The 23745-nt window shown below is 71.7% G+C and carries 19 protein-coding genes and 1 pseudogene; 12 read left to right on the plus strand and 8 right to left on the minus strand.

Annotated elements, in window-relative coordinates; genetic code table 11:
* Positions 1–20: 20 nt before the first annotated feature.
* Complete coding sequence (ppk2, locus tag OG841_RS44395; protein ID WP_328636169.1) at positions 21–824, minus strand: polyphosphate kinase 2; 804 nt, start codon at positions 822–824, stop codon at positions 21–23.
* Between the two features lie 41 nt (positions 825–865).
* Here ppk2 and OG841_RS44400 point away from each other — a divergent pair, with 41 nt between their 5' ends.
* Entirely contained in the window at positions 866–3259 is a 2394-nt protein-coding gene (locus tag OG841_RS44400) for a phosphoketolase family protein (RefSeq protein ID WP_371569997.1), read from the plus strand.
* A 451-nt stretch (positions 3260–3710) separates the two neighbouring features.
* Here OG841_RS44400 and OG841_RS44405 read toward each other — a convergent pair whose 3' ends face one another.
* The 3 genes from OG841_RS44405 to OG841_RS44415 all read right to left on the minus strand — a co-directional run bounded on the left by OG841_RS44405 (position 3711) and on the right by OG841_RS44415 (position 5533).
* Complete coding sequence (locus OG841_RS44405) at positions 3711–4367, minus strand: universal stress protein (RefSeq protein WP_371569998.1); 657 nt, start codon at positions 4365–4367, stop codon at positions 3711–3713.
* A 15-nt stretch (positions 4368–4382) separates the two neighbouring features.
* Positions 4383–4964: an Rv1733c family protein gene (locus tag OG841_RS44410; protein WP_328636166.1), complete on the minus strand. Its 582-nt coding sequence runs from the start codon at positions 4962–4964 to the stop codon at positions 4383–4385.
* 173 nt (positions 4965–5137) lie between these two features.
* Entirely contained in the window at positions 5138–5533 is a 396-nt protein-coding gene (locus tag OG841_RS44415; protein WP_371570001.1) for an STAS domain-containing protein, read from the minus strand.
* A 282-nt stretch (positions 5534–5815) separates the two neighbouring features.
* Here OG841_RS44415 and OG841_RS44420 point away from each other — a divergent pair, with 282 nt between their 5' ends.
* The gene (locus OG841_RS44420; protein WP_328636164.1) at positions 5816–6886 is read left to right on the plus strand and encodes a zinc-dependent alcohol dehydrogenase family protein; all 1071 of its coding nucleotides are present in this window, start codon (positions 5816–5818) and stop codon (positions 6884–6886) included.
* Positions 6887–6904: 18 nt separating this feature from the next.
* Complete coding sequence (locus tag OG841_RS44425) at positions 6905–7567, plus strand: helix-turn-helix domain-containing protein (protein ID WP_328636163.1); 663 nt, start codon at positions 6905–6907, stop codon at positions 7565–7567.
* Between the two features lie 174 nt (positions 7568–7741).
* On the opposite strand, the gene OG841_RS44430 is transcribed toward OG841_RS44425, so the two are convergent.
* The 3 genes from OG841_RS44430 to ppdK all read right to left on the minus strand — a co-directional run bounded on the left by OG841_RS44430 (position 7742) and on the right by ppdK (position 11521).
* Positions 7742–8206: a pyridoxamine 5'-phosphate oxidase family protein gene (locus tag OG841_RS44430; RefSeq protein ID WP_328636162.1), complete on the minus strand. Its 465-nt coding sequence runs from the start codon at positions 8204–8206 to the stop codon at positions 7742–7744.
* 155 nt (positions 8207–8361) lie between these two features.
* Positions 8362–8778, minus strand: a complete 417-nt coding sequence (locus tag OG841_RS44435; protein WP_365120479.1) for a hypothetical protein — start codon at positions 8776–8778, stop codon at positions 8362–8364.
* 55 nt (positions 8779–8833) lie between these two features.
* Positions 8834–11521, minus strand: a complete 2688-nt coding sequence (ppdK, locus tag OG841_RS44440; RefSeq protein ID WP_371571009.1) for a pyruvate, phosphate dikinase — start codon at positions 11519–11521, stop codon at positions 8834–8836.
* Positions 11522–11823: 302 nt separating this feature from the next.
* Between ppdK and OG841_RS44445 the strand changes: the two genes are divergently transcribed.
* The 6 genes from OG841_RS44445 (at position 11824) to OG841_RS44470 (ending at position 19756) form a co-directional block, all read left to right on the plus strand.
* Positions 11824–13551 carry a GAF domain-containing sensor histidine kinase gene (locus tag OG841_RS44445; protein ID WP_371570004.1) on the plus strand — a complete coding sequence of 576 codons (1728 nt, stop codon included), beginning with the start codon at positions 11824–11826 and terminating at the stop codon, positions 13549–13551.
* Positions 13552–13800: 249 nt separating this feature from the next.
* On the plus strand, positions 13801–14679 hold the full coding sequence (locus tag OG841_RS44450; RefSeq protein WP_328636159.1) for a universal stress protein: 879 nt from the start codon (positions 13801–13803) through the stop codon (positions 14677–14679).
* Positions 14680–14729: 50 nt separating this feature from the next.
* The gene (locus tag OG841_RS44455) at positions 14730–15455 is read left to right on the plus strand and encodes an HAD family hydrolase (protein ID WP_328636158.1); all 726 of its coding nucleotides are present in this window, start codon (positions 14730–14732) and stop codon (positions 15453–15455) included.
* Complete coding sequence (locus OG841_RS44460; protein WP_371570006.1) at positions 15452–17824, plus strand: glycoside hydrolase family 65 protein; 2373 nt, start codon at positions 15452–15454, stop codon at positions 17822–17824. The genes OG841_RS44455 and OG841_RS44460 overlap by 4 nt, the downstream gene beginning before the upstream one ends.
* A 152-nt stretch (positions 17825–17976) precedes the next feature.
* Complete coding sequence (locus OG841_RS44465) at positions 17977–18465, plus strand: GNAT family N-acetyltransferase (protein WP_328636156.1); 489 nt, start codon at positions 17977–17979, stop codon at positions 18463–18465.
* A 520-nt stretch (positions 18466–18985) separates the two neighbouring features.
* Complete coding sequence (locus OG841_RS44470; protein WP_328636155.1) at positions 18986–19756, plus strand: polysaccharide deacetylase family protein; 771 nt, start codon at positions 18986–18988, stop codon at positions 19754–19756.
* A 50-nt stretch (positions 19757–19806) separates the two neighbouring features.
* On the opposite strand, the pseudogene OG841_RS44475 reads toward OG841_RS44470, so the two are convergent.
* Positions 19807–20019: pseudogene (locus OG841_RS44475) on the minus strand (hypothetical protein); the annotation flags it as partial.
* Positions 20020–20461: 442 nt separating this feature from the next.
* Between OG841_RS44475 and OG841_RS44480 the strand changes: the two are divergent.
* The 3 genes from OG841_RS44480 to OG841_RS44490 are packed head-to-tail and all read left to right on the plus strand — an operon-like array spanning position 20462 to position 23571.
* Positions 20462–20833, plus strand: coding sequence for a DUF4333 domain-containing protein (locus OG841_RS44480; protein ID WP_365120486.1), 372 nt, complete (start codon positions 20462–20464; stop codon positions 20831–20833).
* Positions 20834–20852: 19 nt separating this feature from the next.
* Positions 20853–21536 (plus strand): ABC transporter ATP-binding protein, encoded by a 684-nt coding sequence (locus OG841_RS44485; protein WP_365120488.1) that lies wholly within the window; start codon positions 20853–20855, stop codon positions 21534–21536.
* Between the two features lie 19 nt (positions 21537–21555).
* Complete coding sequence (locus OG841_RS44490; RefSeq protein ID WP_371570010.1) at positions 21556–23571, plus strand: ABC transporter permease; 2016 nt, start codon at positions 21556–21558, stop codon at positions 23569–23571.
* Positions 23572–23745 lie beyond the last annotated feature (174 nt).

Raw genomic sequence — 23745 nt, forward strand, 5'->3', positions numbered from 1 at the left:
CGACCGTGGTGACCGGCTGCTCAGAGACTCGCCGCGTGGTCGGGGACGAAGGTCTGCAGATCGCGCGGCGGGCGCTCGTAGCCGGTCGACTCCGGGCGCACCGGCAGCTCCAGCACCGGCGGGGGCACGTCGTGGTAGGGCAGCGAACCCAGCAGGTGGGCGATCATGTTCAGCCGCGCCTGCCGCTTGTCGTCGCTCTCCACGATGTACCACGGCGCCTCGGAGATGTCGGTGTGCACCATCATGTCGTCCTTGGCCCGCGAGTACGCCTCCCAGTGGGTGATCGACTCCAGGTCCATCGGCGAGAGCTTCCAGCGCCGCAGCGGATCCTCCAGCCGCTTGCGGAACCGCTCCTGCTGCTCGGTGTCGCTCACCGAGAACCAGTACTTGCGCAGCACGATCCCCGCTTCGACCAGCATCCGTTCGAATATCGGGCATTGCCGCAGGAAGAGCTGGTACTCCTCCCTCGTGCAGAAGCCCATCACGTGCTCGACCCCGGCCCGGTTGTACCAGGACCGGTCGAACAGCACGATCTCTCCGGCGGCCGGCAGATGCTCGACGTACCTCTGGAAGTACCACTGGCTGCGCTCGCGCTCGGTCGGCTTGGGGAGCGCCGCGATCCGGGCGACGCGGGGGTTGAGATGCTCCGCGACCCGCTTGATGGTGCCGCCCTTGCCCGCCGCGTCCCGCCCCTCGAACACGACGACCACCCGGGCGCCCTCGGCCCGCACCCACTCCTGGAGCCTCACCAACTCCGTCTGAAGACGCAGCAGTTCCTTCTCGTACGTCTTGCGCGGCACCTTCGCCGCGGCCTTGCCGGCCATGCCGCCTCCACCGCCCGATGACCTACTCACGGAGCCATCCCATGTCCGAGGCACAACGCGTCGAACACCAGGACGCCACCGTACTTTCCGACGACGAACTGCGCACCCTGGACGCCCACTGGCGAGCCGCCAACTACCTGGCCGCCGGGCAGATCTACCTGCTGGCCAACCCGCTGCTGACCGAGCCCCTGAAACCGGAGCACATCAAGCCCCGGCTGCTCGGCCACTGGGGCACCTCGCCCGGACTGAACCTCGTCCACACCCACCTCAACCGCGTGATCAAGGCGCGCGGGCTCGACGCGCTGTGCGTGTGGGGGCCGGGGCACGGCGGGCCGTCGGTCCTCGCCAACTCCTGGCTGGAGGGCAGTTACAGCGAGACCTACCCGGACGTGCCGCGCGACGGCCAGGGGATGGAGCGGCTGTTCCGGCAGTTCTCCTTCCCGGGCGGGGTGCCCAGCCATGTCGCCCCGGAGACACCCGGGTCGATCCACGAGGGCGGTGAGCTCGGTTACTCCCTCTCGCACGCCTACGGAGCGGCCTTCGACAACCCCGATCTGCTGGTCGCCTGTGTGATCGGCGACGGCGAGGCGGAGACCGGGCCGCTCGCCGCCGCCTGGCACTCCAACAAGTTCCTCGACCCGGTGCACGACGGCGCGGTCCTGCCCATCCTCCACCTCAACGGCTACAAGATCGCGAACCCGACGGTGCTCGCCCGCCTCCCGGAGGCCGAACTCGACGCGCTGCTGCGCGGCTACGGCCACGACCCGATCCACGTCACCGGCGACGACCCGATGACCGTCCACCGTGCCATGGCCCATGCCTTCGACCAGGCCCTGGACCGGATCGAGGTGATGCAGCGGACGGCCCGCGAGGACGGCGTGAGCGAGCGGGTGCACTGGCCCGTCATCGTGCTGCGCACGCCCAAGGGCTGGACCGGCCCGGCGGAGGTGGACGGCGTGCCCGTCGAGGGCACCTGGCGAGCCCACCAGGTCCCGCTGGCCAACGTGCGCGAAAACCCCGAGCACCTGCGGCAGTTGGAGGCCTGGCTGCGGTCGTACCATCCGCAGCAGCTGTTCGACGCCGACGGCCGCCCCGTGGCGGACGTCCTGGCCTGTGTGCCCGAGGGCACCAAGCGCCTCGGTTCCGGTCCGCACGCCAACGGAGGGCTGCTCGTACGCGACCTGCCCGTCCCGGACCTCGACCGCTTCGCCGTACCCGTCGACAAGCCGGGCACCACCCTGCACGAGCCGACCCGGGTCCTCGGCGATCTCCTCGAGCAGGTCATGCACGACACCTCAGCCCGCCGGGACTTTCGTGTCGTCGGCCCCGACGAGACCGCCTCCAACCGCCTCCAGGCCATCTTCAACGCCAGTGGCAAGGCCTGGCAGGCCGAACTGCTCCCGGCCGACGAACACCTCGAACGGCACGGCCGGGTGATGGAGATCCTCTCCGAACACACCTGCCAGGGCTGGCTGGAGGGCTACCTTCTCACCGGGCGGCATGGACTGTTCTCCTGCTACGAAGCCTTCGTTCACATCGTCGACTCCATGGTCAACCAGCACATCAAGTGGCTGAAGACCTCACGGGAGTTGGCCTGGCGCGCTCCGATCGCCTCCCTCAACTACCTGCTGACCTCGCACGTCTGGCGCCAGGACCACAACGGCTTCTCCCACCAGGACCCCGGCTTCGTCGACCACGTCCTCAACAAGAGCCCCGAGGTCGTCCGCGTCTATCTTCCGCCGGACGCCAACACCCTGCTCTCCGTGGCGGATCACGTGCTGCGCAGCCGCGACTACGTCAATGTCGTCGTCGCCGGCAAGCAGCCCTGCTTCGACTGGCTGTCCATGGACCAGGCCCGCGCCCACTGCGCCCGCGGGGCCGGGATCTGGGACTGGGCGGGCACCGAGGACGGCTCCCGCGAACCCGACGTCGTCCTGGCCTGCGCCGGTGACGTACCCACGCTGGAGGTGCTGGCCGCCGCCCAGCTGCTGCGCCACCACCTGCCCGACCTCGCCCTCCGCGTGGTCAACGTCGTCGACATGACCCGGCTGCTGCCCCGCGAGGAACACCCGCACGGAATGAGCGACTTCGAGTACGACGGCCTGTTCACCACCGACAAGCCGGTGATCTTCGCCTACCACGGCTACCCCTGGCTCATCCACCGCCTCAGCTACCGCCGCACCGGCCACAAGAACCTGCATGTGCGCGGCTACAAGGAGTCCGGCACCACGACCACCCCCTTCGACATGGTCGTCCGCAACGACCTCGACCGCTACCGCCTCGTCATGGACGTCATCGACCGCGTCCCCGGCCTCGCCGTCCGCGCCGCCGCTCTGCGTCAGCAGATGGCCGACGCCCGTACCCGCCACCAGGCGTGGATCCGCAAGCACGGCACCGACCTGCCCGAGGTCGCCGACTGGACCTGGAACGCCTGAACACCTGCCTCGTGCGTCTTCGACCCGGGCTGCACCAACCGGCTCCTCGACCTCACGGACTCGTCGCCGACGCCTGACCCACCCGGACGGAGACCGGTGCCGCCGATCACCGGTCTCCTTCCATGCACCAGGACGACCAGCGGATCGACCCCGTAGGTGGCCGAGACCATCGGCGACGCCCCGCACAACGACGGGCTGACCATGGACGTGCTACCCGCCCGGCAGATGGCGAGCGTGTCCTCGTACGACGCCGTCGCGCCCTCGCCGAACGCGCCCTTTGGCTCTTCAGCACCGGGTCGCTCGACGCCTCGTCCTCCGAGCGGGACATTCCGTCCGTGTCCGGAGTGCAACGGGCCATGACCCGGCTGGGCACCAGGGATCACTCCATGTTCGGCAGACGGCGGCCACGGTGCCCGTGTTCCGGGCACCGTGGCCGCCTGCCGAGCCCTGCCTACGTGGGCACCACGGCGACGGGGCACAGGGCCTCGGTCAGGAGTGCCCGCAAGGTCGGCCCTGGCTCGCGCTCCTGAGTCCGGCCCACGACCACCAGCGCGGCGCTCGCGGAACGCCGGCTCAGCGCCTGGGCCGGAGGCAACAGCCGGACGTCCTCCAGTACGTGTACGTCGGAGTGCCTCTCCCGCCACGGTCGGAGTGCGTCGGAGAGCAGCTGCACCTCGTGGTCCTCCCAGGCGGCCCGGTCCTCCTCCGGCACACCGAAGGGCAACTCGGCGGCGCAGGAAGGGAACCTCCAGGCGTACACGGCACGCAGCCGCACGCCCCGCATCCTTGCGGTGTCGAAGGCGAAGTCGACGGCCGCTCGAGCGGGTTCACGGGCGTCCACGCCCAGTACGATTCCAGCGCCGGAGCGTGCCGAGGGGGGAGCGGCGGGCACCTCGGGAACCAGCACGAGAGGGCAGCCCGGGAGCACGACGCCGTCCGGGTCTCGTGCGCCGGTGACGACCAGCTCCGCGTCGTTCAGCCCGTCGGGTTGCCCGTCGTGGACAACCCGGAGCGCGCTTCCGCGTCGTGTCGCTTCCTGACGGGCCCAGCGGACGACTGACTCGTGGTGCGTCGAGCCTTGAACACGGGCGACGATGACTCGTTCCATGAGGTTCTGTCCCCTTCAACCGGTCCTGTGCCCCCACTTCGGACCCAGCAGGTCCCACTCCCGTCCCCAGCTGTCGATGCGCTGCCGGTCGAGCCGCCACCGTACGACCGCTCCCACGCCGAGGACCGCGCCGGTGAGGGCGAGTCCGGCGGCGGTGCCCAGCGCCCCGGCCTCGACAGCGGCTTCCCCGGCACTCGGCGGTGCGGTGGCCGGCGCGCCGTGGGCGTCCTGCCAGACCACGACTCGAGTTCCGGCCTTCAACCCGGTGTCGACCAGGGCGCGCCCGGTGCGGGCGGAGCCGTCGGGGGTCGTCCAGCGGACGGTGGCCGAAGCCTTGTCGTCCGACGACTGCGCCGCCGACATGTGCTTCGGCGTGTCGGTGAGGAGCACCGCGTGGGTGGAACGGCGATCGGTACGCAGTTGTGCGAGTGTCTCGTCCGCGGCGTGTGCCGTCACCAGGCCGACAGCGGTTCCTCCCATCGCGACGACGGCCCACAGTGCCAGGATGATCCATGCCTCGGCGATGTCGTCGCGCCGCCTCAACGGGTTGTTCCGCCAGCGCCAGAACCACTTCTTCGTCCGTTTGCCGTGGGCCATGGCTTCGCACCCCTTCCGGTCGTCACACCGTCGACGGTGGCAGCCCCGGGCGGGCGACGGCATGGGCCGAAGGGGCTGCACTCACGGGCCGCTCGGGACAGGTTTCCGGCCGTGGAGAGGGCCGTTCGGCCCACGGGTACCGGAACGGTGAGGCGCGTACATCGCCGTGCGCGTCATCCCGCGGCGGCAGGGAGAAACCCGACGGTCGGCGGGGGAGTGGCCTGTGCCGCCGGCAGGTGCGGGTGTATCTCGAAGACACCGCCCAGACCGGTGGCCCGGAGGACCCGCAGCAAGCGGCTGCTCCCGCTGACCAGCCGGAGTCGGCCGTGCCGAGCCTGGATCCGGTTCCGGGTCCGGCACAGAACACTCAGCCCGGCGCAGTCGATGAAGGACACGGAACGCAGGTCGATCACCAGGTCGGGGTGGCTGGCGGAGGACAGGACGTCAAGGTGGGCGGCCAGCGAGATCGCCGTCACGAGGTCGATCTCGCCGTGCGGCGTCACGACGGTGGTCCCCTCGACGGTGCGTACCGTGTGAGGCGGGGCAGACCTCGCTTGGTTCTCGGACATGGTGAGATCAAAGCCGCGCCGACGGACGACGCGGAAGGGCCGAACGGTCCCTGGCCACCGGGCCCGGTCGGCCCACGAACGGCTCGTGACAACCATGGGGAGCATGCCCTGTCGGTCGGGAAAGGGGCCCGACCGGCCCAAGCGGTCTCCGCACCGGCGGGCCACGCTGGAGGTGCGGGGCACATCCGGCGCGGGGACGACGCCAGACTCTCACCGGCAGCCGAAACCCCACCCCACCGCCGATCCCGGGCTCCGCAGCCGATCGAGTGGATGAGGAGCGTCATGAAGGGCTATGTGTTCCACGGCGCCGGACAGGCCGCCTGGGAAGAGGTCCCCGACCCGGCGGTCAAGGACCCCACCGATGCGATCGTGCGCGTCGTGGCCGTCACCATCTGCGGCACCGACCTGCACATCCTCAAGGGCGACGTCCCGGAGGTACACCCCGGCACCGTGCTGGGGCACGAGGCGGTCGGCGAGATCGTCGAGGTCGGCAGCGATGTACGGACCGTGCGACCGGGGGACCGGGTTCTGGTCTCCTGCATCAGCGCGTGCGGGCGCTGTCCCTACTGCCGTCAGGGAATGTACGGCCAGTGCCGCGGCGGAGGAGGCTGGATCCTCGGCCACCTGATCGACGGTACGCAGGCCGAATACGTCCGCGTCCCCCACGCCGACCTGTCCGTGCACCCGCTGCCCGCCGCGATGAACAGCGCGGACGCCGTCCTGCTGGCGGACATCTTCCCGACGTCCTACGAGGTGGGCGTGCTCAACGGTCACGTACGCCCCGGAGACACCGTCGTCGTGGTCGGAGCAGGCCCCATCGGACTGGCGGCCATCGCCACGGCCCGGCTGTTCTCTCCCGAGCGGATCGTCGCCGTGGACCTGGCCCCGGCCCGGCTGGACGCCGCCCGACGGCTCGGCGCCGATGCCGTGGCCGATGCCAGGGAAGCCCCCGAGCAGCTGATCGCCGACCTCACCGACGGGCTCGGCGCGGACGTCGTCATCGAGGCCGTCGGTGTGCCGGAGAGCTTCGAGCTGTGCACCCGCATGGTCCGCCCCGGCGGTCACGTCGCCAACATCGGCGTGCACGGGGCCCCCGCGACCCTGCACCTCGAAGACCTGTGGATCAAGAACATCACCATCACGACCGGACTCGTCGACACCCACTCCACCCCGACCCTGCTCCGGATGGCGGCCGCCGGCCGGCTGCCCACCTCGGAGCTGGTCACCCACACCTTCCCGCTGGACCACATGCAGGAGGCGTACGACGTCTTCTCCCGGGCCGTCGACACCGGCGCCCTCAAGATCGTGCTCGGCGCGGAGCAGCACCAGACCGTCGCCGTGCGCGAGGGCTGACGAAAGGACGTGACGACCATGGCCGAACACAGGGAGGCCGAAAGGCCGTTGGGCGACCTGGGCCGCCGTCTCGCCACGCGCCGCGCACAACTCGGTCTGAGCCGAAAGGAAACGGCGACCAGGGCGGGCATCGCGCCCGGCTACCTGAGGCACCTGGAGGAGAACCCCGGCGCCACGCCGAACCGGGGAACACTTCTCAGCCTGGCTGCGGCTCTGGAGACCACGGTGGCGGAGCTCACCGGCGCAGCCACGGACCTGCCTCCCGGCCTGGAACAGGCGGCCCGTACCCCCGAGTTCACCGAGCTGAGCATGGACGAGTGCAGAGCTCTGCTCGGAACGCACGGCGTGGGGAGGATCGCGGTGACCACCGAGTCCGGGCCCGGCATCGTTCCGGTCAACTACAGCGTCACCGAAGGCACCATCGTCTTTCGGACCGCTTCCGGTACGACACCGTCGCTGGCGGCCGGTCACCAGGTGGCTTTCGAGGTCGACCACATCGACGACGCCTTCAGCCGTGGCTGGAGCGTGTTGGTGCGCGGACACGCTCGGACCGTGACGGACTCCGGCGAGGCCCACCGGCTCGCGGACCAGGCGTACAGCACGCCCTGGGCGGGAGGGAGCCGTGATCTGTGGGTGCGTGTGGAGCCGGACACGATCACGGGACGCCGGATCAGCGTGTGACACGGGCAGAGACGGATGGCTGATCCACCCGCGTCAGGCCGTCCGCAACGGCCCTGCTCGGCACGACACGCGGGAGGCGGAGCGGCGCGGTCTGCGACTGCATGGCCTGCACTCCGGGACGCACCGGCACCGCGATCGCGTGACCCACACCGCCGGCGGCCGGGCGGGCAGGGCTCAGCCCTCGTCCGCCCGGCCGCCGGCGGTGAGCCTGATGCCCGTGACCAGCTCGGGCCGGATGCGGATCGCGTAGTCCATGGGCTGATCCACCCACGGCTCCAGCATCGCCTGGTAGCGGTCCAGTTCACCGGGGTCGGTCACCGGCCGGGCGTACCCCGTCACCACCACGCTCCAGCCCAGATGCGTCGTCGCGTCGATGTCGTCCGCCTCGTAGGCGACGACGACACCGGGGCCGTCGGCCTGCTGCGTGTACGAGGTCAGGGCGGTGCCCTCGTGCGTGCGGATGACGACGTCCCCGCCGTCCAGGACGTGGTTGACCGTGCGGACGGTCGGGAGCGCGTGCAAGGTGAAGACGATCCTTCCCAGGGACACGCTGCCCAGCAGTCGCAGTGCCTCGGCGCTGTCGAGCTCGATGCGGCGGCGCGGTCCTGCGAAGGCCGGCCGCCCGGCGTTGTGGACCATGACGGACTTTCCGTTGGGGTTTCGTGGCGTACTGCCCGGTCGGAATACACACGGAGCGACACCGCGGGGGATCGGTGCCGCTCCTTCTTCAAGCTTCTCCCTGGCCGAGGGCCGCGCCAAGGGCCGATGGTCCCCGACCAGGGACCGGACGGCTCTCACTCATCGGGAGCCGAACTCCCGCGGCTTCCGTCGCCGCGCGTCGCGCCGCCGCGCCACGGAGGCGGCCCGGCCGACCGGCGGGCCGTGTCCGTGAGGTGCACGGCCCTGTCCGCGCGGGCGCGCAGCCGGTCCTCCAGCCGGTCCGCGAGCGCGTGCGCGTCGGCTTCCCGAAGGTGTACGACGACGAGGTGGCCGCCCATCCGGACCTCGGCCCCGGCGGACCACGGCAGGACCTGGTGTGCGGAGGCCCTGCTGATCGTCACTCTGCCTCTGACGGCCGGAAGTCCCGGCCGGGTCAGGGCCGCGTGGACCTTGGCCCGGAAGTACGCGAGTGCTTCGTCGTCCACGTCGCCGTCCGTCCGTACCCGGACGGCGAGGGGTGTGTCCTGGGTGCTGACATCCCTGTCGGTCATGTGATCCGCTCCTGTGATCGTTCGGTGCGTGCTGCCGGTCCCGTACGGTGTGCCCTCACCGGCTGTCGCTGCCCTCGGTGTCGGACAGCGCCGCCCGGCCCGCCTCCAGACGCGCCACCGGGACCCGGAACGGCGAGCAGGACACGTAGTCCAGGCCCGCCGCGTGGAAGAAGTGGACGGAGTCGGGATCGCCGCCGTGTTCGCCGCAGACGCCGAGCGTCAGGCCGGGACGGGCGGTGCGGCCCTCTTCGACCGCGATCCGGATCAGCCGCCCCACGCCGTCGCGGTCGATCGTCTCGAACGGCGAGGTGGGGAAGACGCCCTTGTCGAGGTAGGCGGAGAAGAACGCCGCCTCGACGTCGTCGCGTGAGAAGCCCCAGGTGGTCTGGGTGAGGTCGTTCGTGCCGAAGGAGAAGAACTCCGCCTCCTCGGCGATCCGGCCGGCGGTGAGCGCGGCGCGGGGCAGCTCGATCATCGTGCCGACCGGGCACCGCACCGGAACACCGGACTCGTACGAGACCTCGTCCAGCACCCGCTCCACCTCGGCGCGCTCGATCCGCAGTTCCTCGACCGCGCCGACCAGCGGCACCATGATCTCGGCCCGCGGAGAGCCTCCGGCCCTCGTGCGGGCCACGACGGCCTCGGCGACGGCCCGTACCTGCATGGCGACCAGGCCCGGAACCACCAGCCCCAGGCGCACGCCGCGCAGGCCGAGCATCGGGTTCTCCTCGTGCATGCGGTTCACCGCGGAGAGCAACTCGGCCTCGTGCGGCTCCGGTTGCTCACCGCGGGCCTCGGCGGCCGCGATGCGTACGGCGAGTTCGGTGCGGTCGGGCAGGAACTCGTGCAACGGCGGATCCAGCAGGCGGATGGTCACGGGCAGTCCGTCCATCGCCTCCAGGATGTCGGTGAAGTCCTGCCGCTGGAGCGGCAGGAGAGCAGCCAGTGCCCGGTCGCGATCGGAGTCCGTTGCGGCGAGGATCATCGCCTCGACCAGCTTGCGGCGCTCGCCGAGGAACATGTGCTCGGTACGGCACAGTCCCACGCCCTGCGCGCCGAACCGGCGGGCGCGCCGCGCGTCCTCGGGGGTGTCGGCGTTGGCGCGGACCTCCAACCGCCGTAGGGAGTCGGCCTGTTCGAGAGAGCGGGCCACCGCGGCCACGACGCCGCCGGGCTGCTCGCCGGTCTCCAGGTACCGCATCGCCTCGGAGGCGACCAGCGGCACCGCACCCGCGTACACGGCTCCGGCGGTGCCGTCCACCGAGATGACCGTGCCCTCCCCCACAACGGTTCCGTCGGGGGTGGTGAAGTGCCGGGCCGCGGTGTCCACGGCGAGTTCCTCCGCGCCGCAGACGCACACCTTGCCCATGCCCCGGGCGACCACCGCGGCGTGGCTCGTCTTGCCGCCCCGGCTGGTCAGCACGGCCTCGGCGGCGACCATGCCGGGCAGGTCGTCGGGGGTGGTCTCCTGGCGGACGAGCACCGTCCTCTCGCCGGCCGCGGCACGCCGTACGGCCTCGGCGGAGTCGAAGACCGCCGCGCCGACCGCCGCGCCGGGGGAGGCCGGGAGGCCGTGGGCGAGCGCGGTACCGGTGACGTCGGTGTCGAACCGGGGGAACATCAGCCGGGCCAGGCCCTCGCCGCTGACCCGGGCCAGTGCCTCCTCCGCAGTGATCTGCCCTTCCTTGACCAGTTCGGCGGCGATGGCGAACGCGGCCTCGGCGGTGCGCTTGCCGACCCGGGTCTGGAGCATCCACAGCGTGCCGCGCTCGATGGTGAATTCGATGTCGCACAGGTCGCGGTAGTGCCGCTCCAGGGTCCCCATGTGGTCGCGCAGGCGCCGGTAGGAGTCAGGGTCCAGTCGCTCCAGTTCGGTCAGGGGCACGGTGTTGCGGATGCCGGCGACGACGTCCTCGCCCTGGGCGTTGGCCAGGTAGTCGCCGTACAGTCCGGGCCGGCCGGTGGCCGGGTCGCGGGTGAAGGCGACGCCGCTGCCGGAGTCGGGGCCGAGATTGCCGTAGACCATGCGCTGCACGGTGACCGCCGTGCCGAGGTCGTCGGGGATGTGCTCGCGGCGGCGGTACAGGCGGGCGCGTTCGCCGTTCCAGGACCGGAAGACGGCGAGGATCGCGAGGCGCAGCTGCTCGGCGGGCGACTGGGGGAACGCCCGGCCCGTCTCGTCGAGGATCAGCCGCTTGTACGTCTCGACCAGCCCGGCGAGGTCGTTCGCGTCCAGGTACAGGTCGTCGGGGGCTTCGCGGGCCTCCTTGAGCAGGGTCATGGCCTCGTCGAACCGGGCGGTGTCGACTCCCATGACCGTACTGCCGAACATCTGGACGAGCCGGCGGTAGGAATCCCAGGCGAAGCGGTCACTGCCGGAGGTCTTGGCGAGGCCCAGGACGGAGTCGTCGTTCAGGCCGATGTCCAGGACGGTCTCCATCATGCCGGGCATGGAGAAGCGGGCCCCGGACCGGACGGACACCAGCAGCGGGTCGTCCCGCTGCCCCAGTCGGCGCCCGGCGGACTCCTCCAGGGCAGACAGGTGCCGGGAGACCTCGGCCGACATGCCCTCCGGCTCGGCGCCGGTCGCCAGGAAGGCCCGGCAGGCGTCGGTGGTCACGGTGAAGCCCGGCGGGACCGGCAGGCCCAGCCGGGTCATCTCGGCCAGGTTCGCGCCCTTGCCGCCCAACAGGTCGGCCATGTCCCGGCGGCCCTCGCGGAAGTCGTGCACGTAACGGACCATGACGCTGCGCTCCTCGGCTCGGCGGACCCGGTTCGGCTCCTCGGTCACGACGTGGCCTCAGCGTCGAACACCGCCGGGTCCACCCGGCAGGTGCTGTCCGTCCCCGGTCCGGGGCCGAACGGCCCCAGTGCGGCCCTGCGAGGTAGGGCGGATGCCCGGTACGCGTCCGTTCACGGCAAAGGCGGTCACCGGACCCTCTGTCGCCGATCCGAATGCGTACCGTCACCCGCCGTCGGCCGGTAGCGTGGTCCACGACCGGAGCGGCAGGTGTGAGCCCGTCCGAGGGACCCGAGGAGACGCAGGTGGCAAGCCCCCAGGAGCCGCAGGAGGCCCGTGTACGGCTGCCGCAACTGAGGCTGGACGAGCTCCTAGAGGAGCTTCAGGCGCGGCTGGACGCGGCCCGTGGCACCCGGGACCGGGTGCACAGCCTGCTGGAGGCGGTGCTCTCGGTCGGCCGCGAGCTGGATCTGGAGCAGGCGCTGCACAGCATCGTCGAAGCCGCCGGAGTGCTCGTCGACGCGGAGTACGCGGCCCTCGGCGTGATCGGTCCGGACGGCAGGCGTCTCTCCGCCTTCCACACCGTCGGGGTCACCGAGGAGCAGATCGCCCGGATCGGCCCCTTCCCCGAGGGCCACGGCATCCTCGGTGAGCTGATCCGCCATCCCGAGCCGCTGCGCCTGACGAAGATCTCCGAGCATCCCTCGTCATACGGCTTCCCGGACCACCATCCGCCGATGAACAGCTTCCTTGGCGTGCCCATCCGCGTGCGCGACCAGATCTTCGGCAACCTGTACCTCACCGAGAAGCGGGGCGGCGCGCGGTTCGACGAGGACGACGAGTCCGTTCTCTCGACCCTGGCGGTGGCGGCAGGGGTCGCCATCGACAACGCCCGCCTCTATGAGGACTCCCGGCTGCGGGAGCGCTGGCTGCGGGCGAACGCGGAGGTCACCCACAGCCTCATGTCCGGCGGCGGGCGCACCGACGTGCTCGGCCTGATCGCCGAGCGGGCCGGCGAGATCACCGGATCGGCGCTGGCCGCGGTCGCGCTGCCCATGGAGGACACCGGGTCGCTCGCCGTGGAGATCGCCGTCGGGCTGGATTCCGACGCGCACAAGGGGCTCGTGCTCCCGGTGGACGCGACCTTGATGGGGCTGGCCTTCTCCAGGGTCGCCCCTGCCGTCAGTGCGGACGTCTCCCACGACGAACGCGTTACCCCGGAACCGCCCCGTTTCCAGGGGCTCGGTCCCGCCGTGGCCGTGCCCATCGGGACGGGCGAGGACGGAGTCCGAGGCGTGCTTCTGCTGGCACGGGAGGCCGGTCGGCCGGAGTTCACCACGACCGAGACCGAGACCCTGCAAGGCTTCGCCGCGCAGGCCGCCGTCGCCATGGAACTGGCGGAGCGTCGTCAGGACGCCGAGCAGATCGCGGTGCTCAAGGACCGCGACCGGATCGCCCGTGACCTGCACGACCTGGCGATCCAGCGGTTGTTCGCCACGGGAATGACCCTGCAGAGCGCTGGCCGGTTCATCGAGCATCCAGAGGCGGCCGAGCGTGTCGTCCGGGCAGTGGACGACCTGGACGAGACCATCAAGATCATCAGGTCGACGATCTTCGGGCTGCGAGCGCGTGACAGCGGGGCCGGGGCGGGACTGCGCGCCCGGGTCGTACGGGCCGTCGGTGAGGCGGCCCCGGTGCTGGGCTTCACGCCCAGCGTGCGCATGGAAGGACTGCTCGACACCGACGTGCCGCGCGAGATCGCCGACCACGCGCTGGCCGTGCTCTCCGAGGCCCTCACCAACATCGCCCGGCACGCCCACGCCGACCGCGCCGACCTGGCGCTGGAGTGCGACGGCCGCCAACTGCGGCTGACGGTCACCGACAACGGCGTGGGAGTTCCGGCCGGCGGCCGCCGCAGCGGACTGCTCAACATGGCCGAACGGGCCGAACAGCTGGGCGGCGAACTGGAGTTGAGCAGTACGCCTGACGGCGGCGCCACACTGGTGTGGCGGGTGCCGGTGGGGGAGCGGTAGCGGAGACGGGGCCCGCGCCATCCCTGACATCGTGATGCCCCGCTGAAGGGCCGCGCACGGCACTCCGAGGACGAACGCGTCGTCGACCGTCCGGCCGCCGGCCGTTCGGCGATGACGGCGACGCCATGGGCCGAACGGCCCCGGTCGGGGCCCGTTCGCCCCTGCTGCGTTCCGTCCGCGAGTGCGACGCTGACGTCGGAGCCCTGTGCCGCACGACGGCGTGCGGCCCGGCAGAAGGCGGTGGGAATCATGGAGCTGCCCCTGGTCGTGGGTGTCGACGGTTCGGACGCGAGCCTCGCGGCGGTCGACTGGGCCGTGGACGAGGCAGCCCGGCTCGGACTGCCGCTGCGCCTGGTGTACGCCTCCCTCTGGGAGCGCTACGAGGGGGCCCTGCCCTTCGGCGGGCTCGAACGCCCCTCGCAACAAGTGATGGCGGACTCGATCGTCGGCACCGCTGCGGAGCGCGCCCACCGGCGCAACCCCGAGGTGAAGGTCGTTTCCACGGAGGTGATCCTCGCGGAGGCATCGGACGCCCTCCTGCGCGAGGCCAACAACGCCCATGCCCTGGTGACCGGCTCCCGGGGCCGGGGCGAGCTGACCGGTCTGCTGCTCGGCTCGGTGAGCCTGGCCGTGGCGGCCCGCGCGCACTGCCCGGTGATCGTGGTCCGGGGCGACCGGGCCGGCCTGGCCGGCACCCACGAGCGGATCCTGCTCGGCGCGGGCGACTCCGCGTCCGCCGGTGAAGCGGTGCGGTTCGCCGTCCGGGAGGCAGAGGCACGCGGGTGCACGCTGGACGCCGTACGCGCCTGGCGGTGCCCCGCGCAGGAGAGCGCCGATCACCCCCGGCCGGCCGAGGACCCGGCCCGCGACCACGAGCAGCGCGCGTCCGCCCTGCTCGACGCCGTGCTGCACGACGCGAGCGCCGACCACCCCGGTGTACGGATGCGTCGTACCACCGTGGAGGGCTCGGCCCGCAAGGTACTGCTCGACCGGTCGGCCGCCGCGGACCTGGTGATCGTCGGGGCGCGGCGCAGGTCCGGCCACTTCGGCCTCCAGCTGGGCAGGGTCGGGCACACGCTGCTGCACCACGCCCAGTGCCCGGTGGCCGTCGTACCCCAGCGGGTGTGACGGTGCGCCGCCCGCCGCCCCCGGTGGCGTCCCGCGACACGCTCGCACCCGTGCTGCGGGACGTTTGGGCCGTGGTCTTCGACACCGACGGAGTGATCACCGACTCGGCCCGCGTGCACGCCGCAGCCTGGAAGACGGCCTTCGACGCATTCCTGCGCGCACACCCGCCCGAGGATCCCGGTCTGCGCCGCCCCTTCGACGCGCGGGACGACTATCTGCGGTACGTGGACGGCAAGTCCCGCCTCGACGGCGCCGCCGCCTTCCTCGCCGCACGCGCTGTCGGTGCGTCGGGGGAGACGGTGCGCGCCGTCGCGGCCGAGAAGGAGCGACTGTTCAGCGGGCGGCTGCGCGAACACGGTGTCGACGCCTACCCGGGGACCGTCCGGCTGGTGCGGGCCCTGCGCCGGGCGGGGATCCCGGTGGCGGCGGCCTCCGCGTCCCGGCACGCCGGTGAACTGCTCGCCGGCGCCGGGGTGTCGGACCTCTTCGACGTCCTGGTCGACGGCGGCGAGGCGGCCCGGCTGGGACTGGCGGGCAAACCCCGGCCCGATCTCTTCCTGGAGGCGGCCCGAAGGCTCGGGGTGCCCGCCGACCGTGCCGCCGTCGTCGAGGACGCCCTGGCCGGCGTCGAGGCGGGCCGGAACGGCGGTTTCGCCCTCGTCGTCGGCGTGGACCGTGCCGCCGGCCCGGACACCGCGGCGAGACTGCTGCGGCACGGCGCCGACATCGTCGTACGCGATCTCGAAGAGCTGCTTGCGGGAGGGACGCCGCGGTGACCGACCGGACCTGGGAGTACGAGGGCTACGACGCCGCCGAGGAGCGGCTTCGGGAGTCGCTGTGCACGCTGGGCAACGGGTACTTCGCGACCCGGGGTGCCCTGCCCGAGTGCGTCGTGGACGAGGTGCACTACCCGGGCACGTATGCCGCGGGCTGCTACAACCGGCTGACCTCCCGGGTGGCGGGGCGCGCGGTCGAGAACGAGGACATGGTCAACCTGCCGAACTGGCTGCCGCTCAGGTTCCGCCTCGACGGGGAACGGTGGCTCACCCCGGACGCGGCGGCGGTCACCGGTCACCGCCTCGTCCTGCACCTCACCTCGGGACTCCTGGAGCGACACACGCGCTACGACCTCGGCGAGGAACGGGAACTGACAGTTCGGCAGTTGCGGCTGGTGCACATGGGGGACCCACATCTGGGCGCCCTGCGCACCGAGTTCACCTCCCAGAACCTCGCAGGGGAGCTGGAGGTGGAGGCGGCCCTCGACGGAGGCGTGACCAACGCAGGTGTGCCGCGCTACCGGGATCTGGACGGTCGCCACCTGACCCACGTGCACACGGGAACCGCTGCCGACCCGGCGACGGTGTGGCTGCGCTGCCGTACCACCACCTCCGACATCCGTATCGGCATGGCCGCCCGTCTCACCGCCGACGCCCCGATCGCCGTACGGCACGAGACTCCACGGGCCGTCCAGCAGCTGCGCCTGAACCTGGAACCGGGCCGCACCGTCACCGTCGACAAGGTCGTCGCCCTGCACACCTCGCGCGACCCCGCGATCAGCGACCCCCTGCACGCGGCCGTCGAACGAGTCGGCCGCGCCCCCGGCTTCGACGATCTCCTGGAGACGCACCTCACGGCCTGGGACCAGCTCTGGCGGCGCGCCGACCTGACCGTGCCCGGGGAACCCGGCCGCATCCTGCGGCTGCACCTGTTCCACGTGCTCCAGACGCTCTCGCCGCACACCGCCGACCTCGACGTCGGTGTGCCCGCGCGGGGGCTGCACGGGGAGGCGTACCGAGGACACGTCTTCTGGGACGAGCTGTTCGTGCTGCCCTACCTCAACCTGCACTTCCCCGAGGTGTCCCGCGCCCTGCTCCGCTACCGCCACCGCCGCCTCGAACAGGCCCGCACGGAGGCGCGCGCCACCGGTCGGCGCGGCGCCCTGTACCCCTGGCAGAGCGGCAGCGACGGCCGTGAGGAGACCCAGCAGCTGCACCTCAACCCACGCTCCGGGCGCTGGCTGCCGGACAACTCCCGGCTCCAGCACCACGTCGGATCGGCGATCGCGTACAACGTGTGGCAGTACTGCCAGGCCAGCGGAGACACCGAGTTCCTGCACACCAAGGGTGCGGAGATGCTTCTTCAGATCGCCCGCTTCTGGGCCGACTCGGCCGTCTACGACGAGTCCCTGCGGCGCCACCGCATCCGGGGTGTGGTCGGCCCCGACGAGTACCACGAGGCCTACCCCGGAGCCTCGGAGCCCGGCCTGGACGACAACGCGTACACCAACGTCACCGCCGCCTGGGTGCTGACCCGCGCGCTCGAGCTGCTGGAGAGCCTGCCCGAGCCCAGGCGCCGGGAACTCGTCGAGCGCGCGGGCCTGGACGGGGGCGAGCTCGAGCAGTGGGAGGACGTCTCGCGCACCCTCCACGTCCCCTTCCACCAGGGAGTCATCAGCCAGTTCGACGGCTACGGCGACCTCGCCGAACTCGACTGGGACGGCTACCGCAAGCGGTACGAGGACATCCGCCGCCTGGACCGGATCCTGGAGGCGGAGGGCGACACGGTCAACCGTTACCAGGCCTCCAAGCAGGCCGACGTGCTGATGCTCGGCTACCTGTTCTCCCCGGCCGAGCTCCGCTCCCTCTTCGAGAGGCTGGGCCACCGCCTCGACGACGACATCTGGCGGCGCACCGTCGATCACTACCTGGCCCGCACCAGCCACGGCTCCACCCTCAGCGGCCTGGTCCACGGGTGGGTCCTGGCCCGCGCCCGGCGCGCGGACGCCTGGACCTACTGCCAGGAGGCCCTGCGCGGAGACATCGCCGACCTCCAGGGTGGCACCACTGGAGAGGGCATCCATCTGGGCGCCATGGCCGGCACGCTCGACCTCGTCCAGCGCGGCCTCACCGGCCTGGAAACCCGCCAGGGCGCCCTGTGGCTCGACCCGGTACCGCTGCCCGAGCTGTCGTCGTACGGCTTCTCCTTGCGCTACCAGGACCATTGGGGGGTGCGGCTGCGGCTGGAGCGGCGGCTGCTGGAGATCACCGTGCCGTCCTCCGACGCGGCCCCGATCGACGTACACCTGCCGGACCGCTCGGTGGGCCTCCAGCCCGGAGAGACGGCCCGGCTGGTCCTGCCGGAGTGAGCGGGGTCACGGCCGTTCGTGGGCGTGGATCCCGGAGATCAGGTGCGTGCGGTGCGGCAGGCCCGGGAGTCCTGGGAAAGCTGCCGTCGATCACTCCGTTCTCCAGTCGACCCGCCGTACGAAGGCACTCCGCGGTGCGACATACTCTCCCGATGAGTTCACGCACTTCCCCGATCGGCCGGCCGATCACCATACGGAGGGCCGTCGCACGGGATGCCAAACGGCTCACGCGGCTCGTGCGTGGCTCAAGCGCCTACCAGGGTAAGTACGCAGCCGCAGTCGCGGGCTACCGGGTCGGTCCTGATTACATCGAGGCCCACCGCACCTTTGTGGCTGTCGGCGCAGACGAGCATGGAGGCCGGGTCCTCGGGTTCTACTCGCTCATCCTCGCCCCACCGGAGCTCGACCTGCTGTTCGTCGCCGACGAAGCTCAAGGACGGGGTATCGGACGGCTCCTCGTCGCGCACATGCAGTCCGAGGCCCGCGCCGCCGGCCTCGACCGCCTCAAGGTCGTGTCGCATCTTCCCGCCGAGGACTTCTACCACCGCGTCGGTGCGGTGCGGACCGGGACCGCGTTCGCGAACCCACCCGCCGTGCCGTGGGACCGTCCCGAATTCGAGTTTCGCATTCCCCCGGAATGACGCGCGGCGCCGTTTCGCGCGGCACGGGCTTCGCCTGCGAGGCGCAGCGGGCGACGGTGTCAGTCACCGATCGCGGAGACGCCATCGGGCTTCACCGCCCCGTACACCTGAGACAAACACTCCCGACCGCCCACCGCTGGTAGCGGAGATCCAGTACCAGCTGCTGCCCGCGTCACCGTCGTGCCGTCGTGCCGTCGTGCGAGGCAGCACAGCTCACTCTGTGCGGCAGCCTGGACGCCTCCGAGGCACTCAGCGGCGACACCTTCGTCCTTGCGGGCGCCCTGCGCGGCGTCCACCGCGAAGGAGCTGGCCTCGCCGAACAAGCCCACCCGGCCGACCACAAACGCGGCCACGTCAACCGGCCTGCACCCGGCCGCCGTCGGCCGGGTTGTCCGCGAACTCCCCCGGAATTGTCCTTGATCGGTAACGGACGCATCCTGTGGCCGTCTTCGCTCGTCCTGCCAGGTGGGTCGCAAGGTGACCAGGGAATCGGCGAGAACTGCGTGAAGGCGGGACGGACATGGCACGGCACGGCGGGCGGGGCTGGAACGGCAAGGTGCTCGGGGCGGCGCTCGGGGTGACGTTGCTCGCTGCCGGTGCCTCGGTGTGGACCGCGCAGGCCGGAGCGTTGGGCAGCCAGTCGCCCAAGGTGACCACGTCGACCACGCAGGGAAGTGCCGTCAAGCCGGTCGCGGTGGACATCGCGCACGCCTCTGACCAGGGGGCGCGGGGCGTCAACATCACCATCGACGACGGCCCCGACCCCGTGTGGACCCCCCAAGTGCTCGACGTGCTGCGCCAGTACGGGGTCAAGGCCACGTTCTGCATGGTGGGCACACAGGCGCAGGCCCACCCGGACCTGGTCAAGCAGGTGGTCGCGGCCGGGCACCGACTGTGCGACCACTCGGTGTCCCACGACACCACCATGGACAAGAAGCCCCAGGCCTACCAGGCGCAGCAGATCCTGGACGCCGAACGCATGATCACCCAGGCGTCCGGTGGCGTACGGCCGATGTACTACCGAGCCCCCGGCGGCGCCTTCACCCCGTACAGCCGCCACCTCGCCGCCTCCCGGGGCATGCGCCCGCTCGGCTGGAACGTGGACTCCAAGGACTTCGAACGGCCGGGGACGGCCGCCATCGTCGACACCGTGGAACGGGAGCTGCCGGGCGGGCCGACGATCCTCTTCCACGACGCGGGCGGCGACCGCTCCCAGACCGTCGAGGCCCTGCGCCAGATCCTGCCGCGGCTCAAGGAACAGGGTTACTCCTACGGCTTCCCCGTGCGCTGAACCCGGCAGCCCCAGCAGCCCGCACACCAGCAGCGCGCCCGGCGTGACCCCTACTCGACGAAGTCCGGCTGCCATGGCAACACCCGAAAGTCACCGGTGCCGCTCTTCACGCGCTCGAACGGCGCCGAACTCACGCATTTGGGCAGGTCCTTGGTCTCCACCGGATTGCCCACGGAAGCCCAGCTGTAGCCCAATCGGTCGTGCCGGCCCACGTCGTGCACGGTGAAGCCCACCCGCTTGCCCTTCGCTCCCGGCAGATCGCTGCCGGGAGCGCCGCGGAACCATCGCCGATCCGCTCAGCTGCAACTGGCCGAGGTGAGAGCGGACACGACGGTGCGCACCTTCAGCGTGAGCCACTCGGGCCGTCGCCCGCCTGGCCCCAGCACGCAGGCAGGCCCGACGAGCACCCCAATCAGGGTCTGTCGTACGGGGCTTGCCGTCGGCAGGACACTCGGCCCGTCGCAGCCCGCGTAGAGAACAACGTCGGCGACAGACGCGGCGAGCAGGAGACCAACGGTGAGTCCGTGGGCGCGGCCCGGACGGAAACGGTCCTCATGCTGATCACCGTAGGCCGGCGCCCCGGCAGTGGGATCGGCCGAACGGCCGAGGGCCCGCCCGCGATCCCGACCGTTCGGCCGAGGCGCGCGCCCGGGCCCGCGGGCGAGGGTGGGATCGCATCCTCACCACGGACATCAGGAGTACGCGATGCAGCGCAGCAAGTTTCTCCTCGGCCTCGTCGGAGGCGCGACCGCACTGGTTGCGCTGGGCGGGCTCGGTACGCATCTGCTGGCCGGCACCGAGTCGACCAGTCGCCTGGACGAGTACAGCACGGCGTCGGTGGACGGCCACAAGGCGCTCGCGGCGAATGTCGTCGCCGGGCGCACCGAGAGCAAGTTCCACCCGCTGCCCTGGGTCGGCGACAAGGTCTCCGGTGTCACCTGCCCGACCGGGCTCAAGGCCGTGGCCGGAGCCACCCTCACCTGCACCGGTGAGAAGAGCGACGGCGAAAGCGTCGAGATACCCGTCCGGGTGACCCGGGCCGACGCCAAGAGCGTCACCTGGAAGTTCGAGCGCTGAGAAGGGGCGACGAGACACCGTGAGCACCGTCCTGGCCGGGTACGGCCTGGTCAAGAAGTACGGCTCCACCACCGCACTGGCCGGGGTGGATGTGGAGGTCCACGAGCGCGACTCGCTGGCGATCATGGGCCCGTCCGGGTCCGGCAAGTCCACCTTGCTGCACACCCTCGCCGGGATCGTCCGACCCGACGACGGTCAGGTGCTGTTGCGCGGCGAGCGCATCGACAACCTGGGCGAGAACAAGCTCAGCGCCCTGCGCCGCAAGCGGTTCGGGTTCGTGTTCCAGTCGGGTCAGCTGCTGCCGGAGCTGCCCGCCGAGGAGAACGTCGCGCTGCCGCTGATGCTGGAGGGCATGCCGCGCAAGGAGGCCGCCGCCCGCGCCCGCCGCTGGTTCGCGCCGCTGGGCCTGGACGGGTTGGAGCTCCGCCGTCCCGGCCAGCTCTCCGGCGGCCAGGCACAGCGCGTCGCCATCGCCCGCGCCCTGGCCACCGAGCCGGACGTGGTGTTCGCCGACGAGCCCACCGGCGCCCTGGACCAGCGCACCAGCACGGAGGTGGTCCACCTGCTGACCTCCGCCACCCGGGAGACGGGCGCCGCCCTGGTGATGGTCACCCACGACGCCGACGTGGCCGCGCACTGCGACCGGATCCTCCAGGTCCGCGACGGCCGTATCGGCGGCCACTGCCAGTACACCGTCGCCTGACCCCCCGGAGGCAGCCGTCATGCGTTCCCCCGTCCTGCCCCTGACCTGGCACCTCGCCAGGTCCTCCGGCCGTCGCGGCCTCCAGTCCCAGCTGCTCGCGGCCGGTGCCGCCGCCGTCGGCTCGTTTCTCCTGCTGCTGATGACTGCCGCCGCCCTCGGTGCGGGGGCTCGCGCCGACCACACCACGTGGCGCACCCCCGACGCCGTATCGGCCAGGGAAGCGACGGCGGTCCAGGCCACGACCACGACATACGTACGCCAGGAACCCGTGAGCGTCGTGAACCTGGCCCGCCTGCCCGGCCGTGGACAAACCCCGGCGCCTCCCGGCCTGAGCCGCTTCCCGAGACAGGGTCAGGTGTACGTCTCTCCTGCCCTGGCCGAACTGCTGCGCAAGCTCCCCGCTGCCCAACTCGCCGACCGCTTCCCGAAGGTGAGCTCCTACGGCACGATCGGCGCCGCCGGTCTCGCCTCGCCCGACGAGCTGGTCGCGGTGATCGGACGGGCGCCCGGGGACGCGGCCGTCTCCAAGGCGGCCGGGGAGCAGAACTACTACGACGAGGGGCTGACGAAGCGCGCATGGGTCTCCGGGTTCTCCGGCACCAAGGCCAGTGTGTTCACCGGCATCGACCGGGGGGCCGTGCTGCTGGGCGTGGTGCTGCTCGTCATGCCGGTCGTCGTGCTGGCCTCGGCGGCCGGGCGGCTCGGCGCGGCTCGGCGTGAACAGCGGCTGGCCGCGCTGCGGCTGGCCGGGGCGACGCCGCGGCAGATCCTCGCCATGACCGCCGTCGAGGCCGCGGGAGTCGGCGCAGCCGGGGCGATGGCGGGCGCGCTCGCCTACACGGCACTGCTGCCCGCGCTCGCCGACATCCCGTACGGCGTCGGCACCTGGTACACCGGCCGGCTGTGGGTGGGGCTGCCCTGGCTGGCGGCCGTGGTGGCGGCCGTCACCGCGCTGATCACCGTCAGCGCGGTGACCATGCTGCGCCAGGTCGCCACCTCGCCCCTGGGCGTCGCCCAGCAGGCGAACCCGCGCCGCACCCGCGCGATCCGTCTGCTGCTGTTCGTCGCGGTCCTGGGCTACATCTGGGCGACCACGGGCGACAGCGGACAGCTCAAGCCCCGGCAATTGCTCGCCCTGCTGGCGCTCTTCTACGGCGCGTTCTGGCTGTTCGGCCCCTGGGTCGTGGACCGATTGGGCCGGATCGTGGGCCGACGCGCCAGGCGCCCGGCCACGCTGCTGGCCGCGCGTCGGCTCAGCGACGACCCGCGCGCGGTCTGGCGCACCGTCAGCGGCTTGGTCCTCGCCGGGTTCGTGGCCGGGTTCTTCTCCGTCAGTACGCTGTACTTCGACGGTCCCAGCCACCGCGACCAGGTCGGGGTGATCACCGCGAACGCCGCCGACGCCCGGCATACCGCCGCCCAGGCCCGTACGCTCCTGCGGCAGGCCGGCGTCATCGCGACCGTCACCGTCACGAGCGAGGACGACTACGACAGTCTGCTCGGCGGTGCCGACGGCGTCATCGCCCACGTCTCCGGCGGCCAGGCCCGCATCGACACCGGCGTCACCGCGCTCACCCCCCTCGGATCGGGCCGCTACCCGTTCACACAGGAGTACGCGTCCGCGTCGGACGACATGGTCGTCGCCCGCGTCGCCACTGTCAGCACTGCCACCCTGGTGCTGAGCTTCCTCGTCGCAGCCGCCTCCGCCGGCCTTACGGCCGCTGCGAACGTCCTCGACCGACGCCGGATGTACGGCCTGCTGCGGCTGGCCGGCACCCCGCTTCAGGTGCTGGACGGGGCCCGGATCCGCGAGACCGTCATCCCGCTTGTCGTCCTGGCAGGCGGCACCACCGCCATGGGTGCCTTCGGCGCCATGCAGCTCAACAAGGCGGCCGGTACCACGATCAACGCCTCCGGTGTCGTGCAACTGGTGATCTGCCTGGCCGTCGGCACGCTGGCCATGCTCACCGCGATCACCGGCAGCAGGCCCCTGCTGCGGAACGTCACGGAGGGGCCGGCACAGACGGCGGACTGATCCCGTACCGACGGCAGGCCGGCTGCTCGCGACGCAGCCCCGACATCACGCAATGAGCGCGCCGACGACGGGACGGCAGCGCCAAGAGGAAATCCCGAGCCCGGTTGACAGTGCCTTGACACTCGGGCCGTTCGAGGCCGCTTGGCTATCACCGCCTGGGGCCGAAGCCGACTG

This window comes from Streptomyces canus (genome assembly GCF_041435015.1).
GTDB lineage: Bacteria > Actinomycetota > Actinomycetes > Streptomycetales > Streptomycetaceae > Streptomyces > Streptomyces canus_G.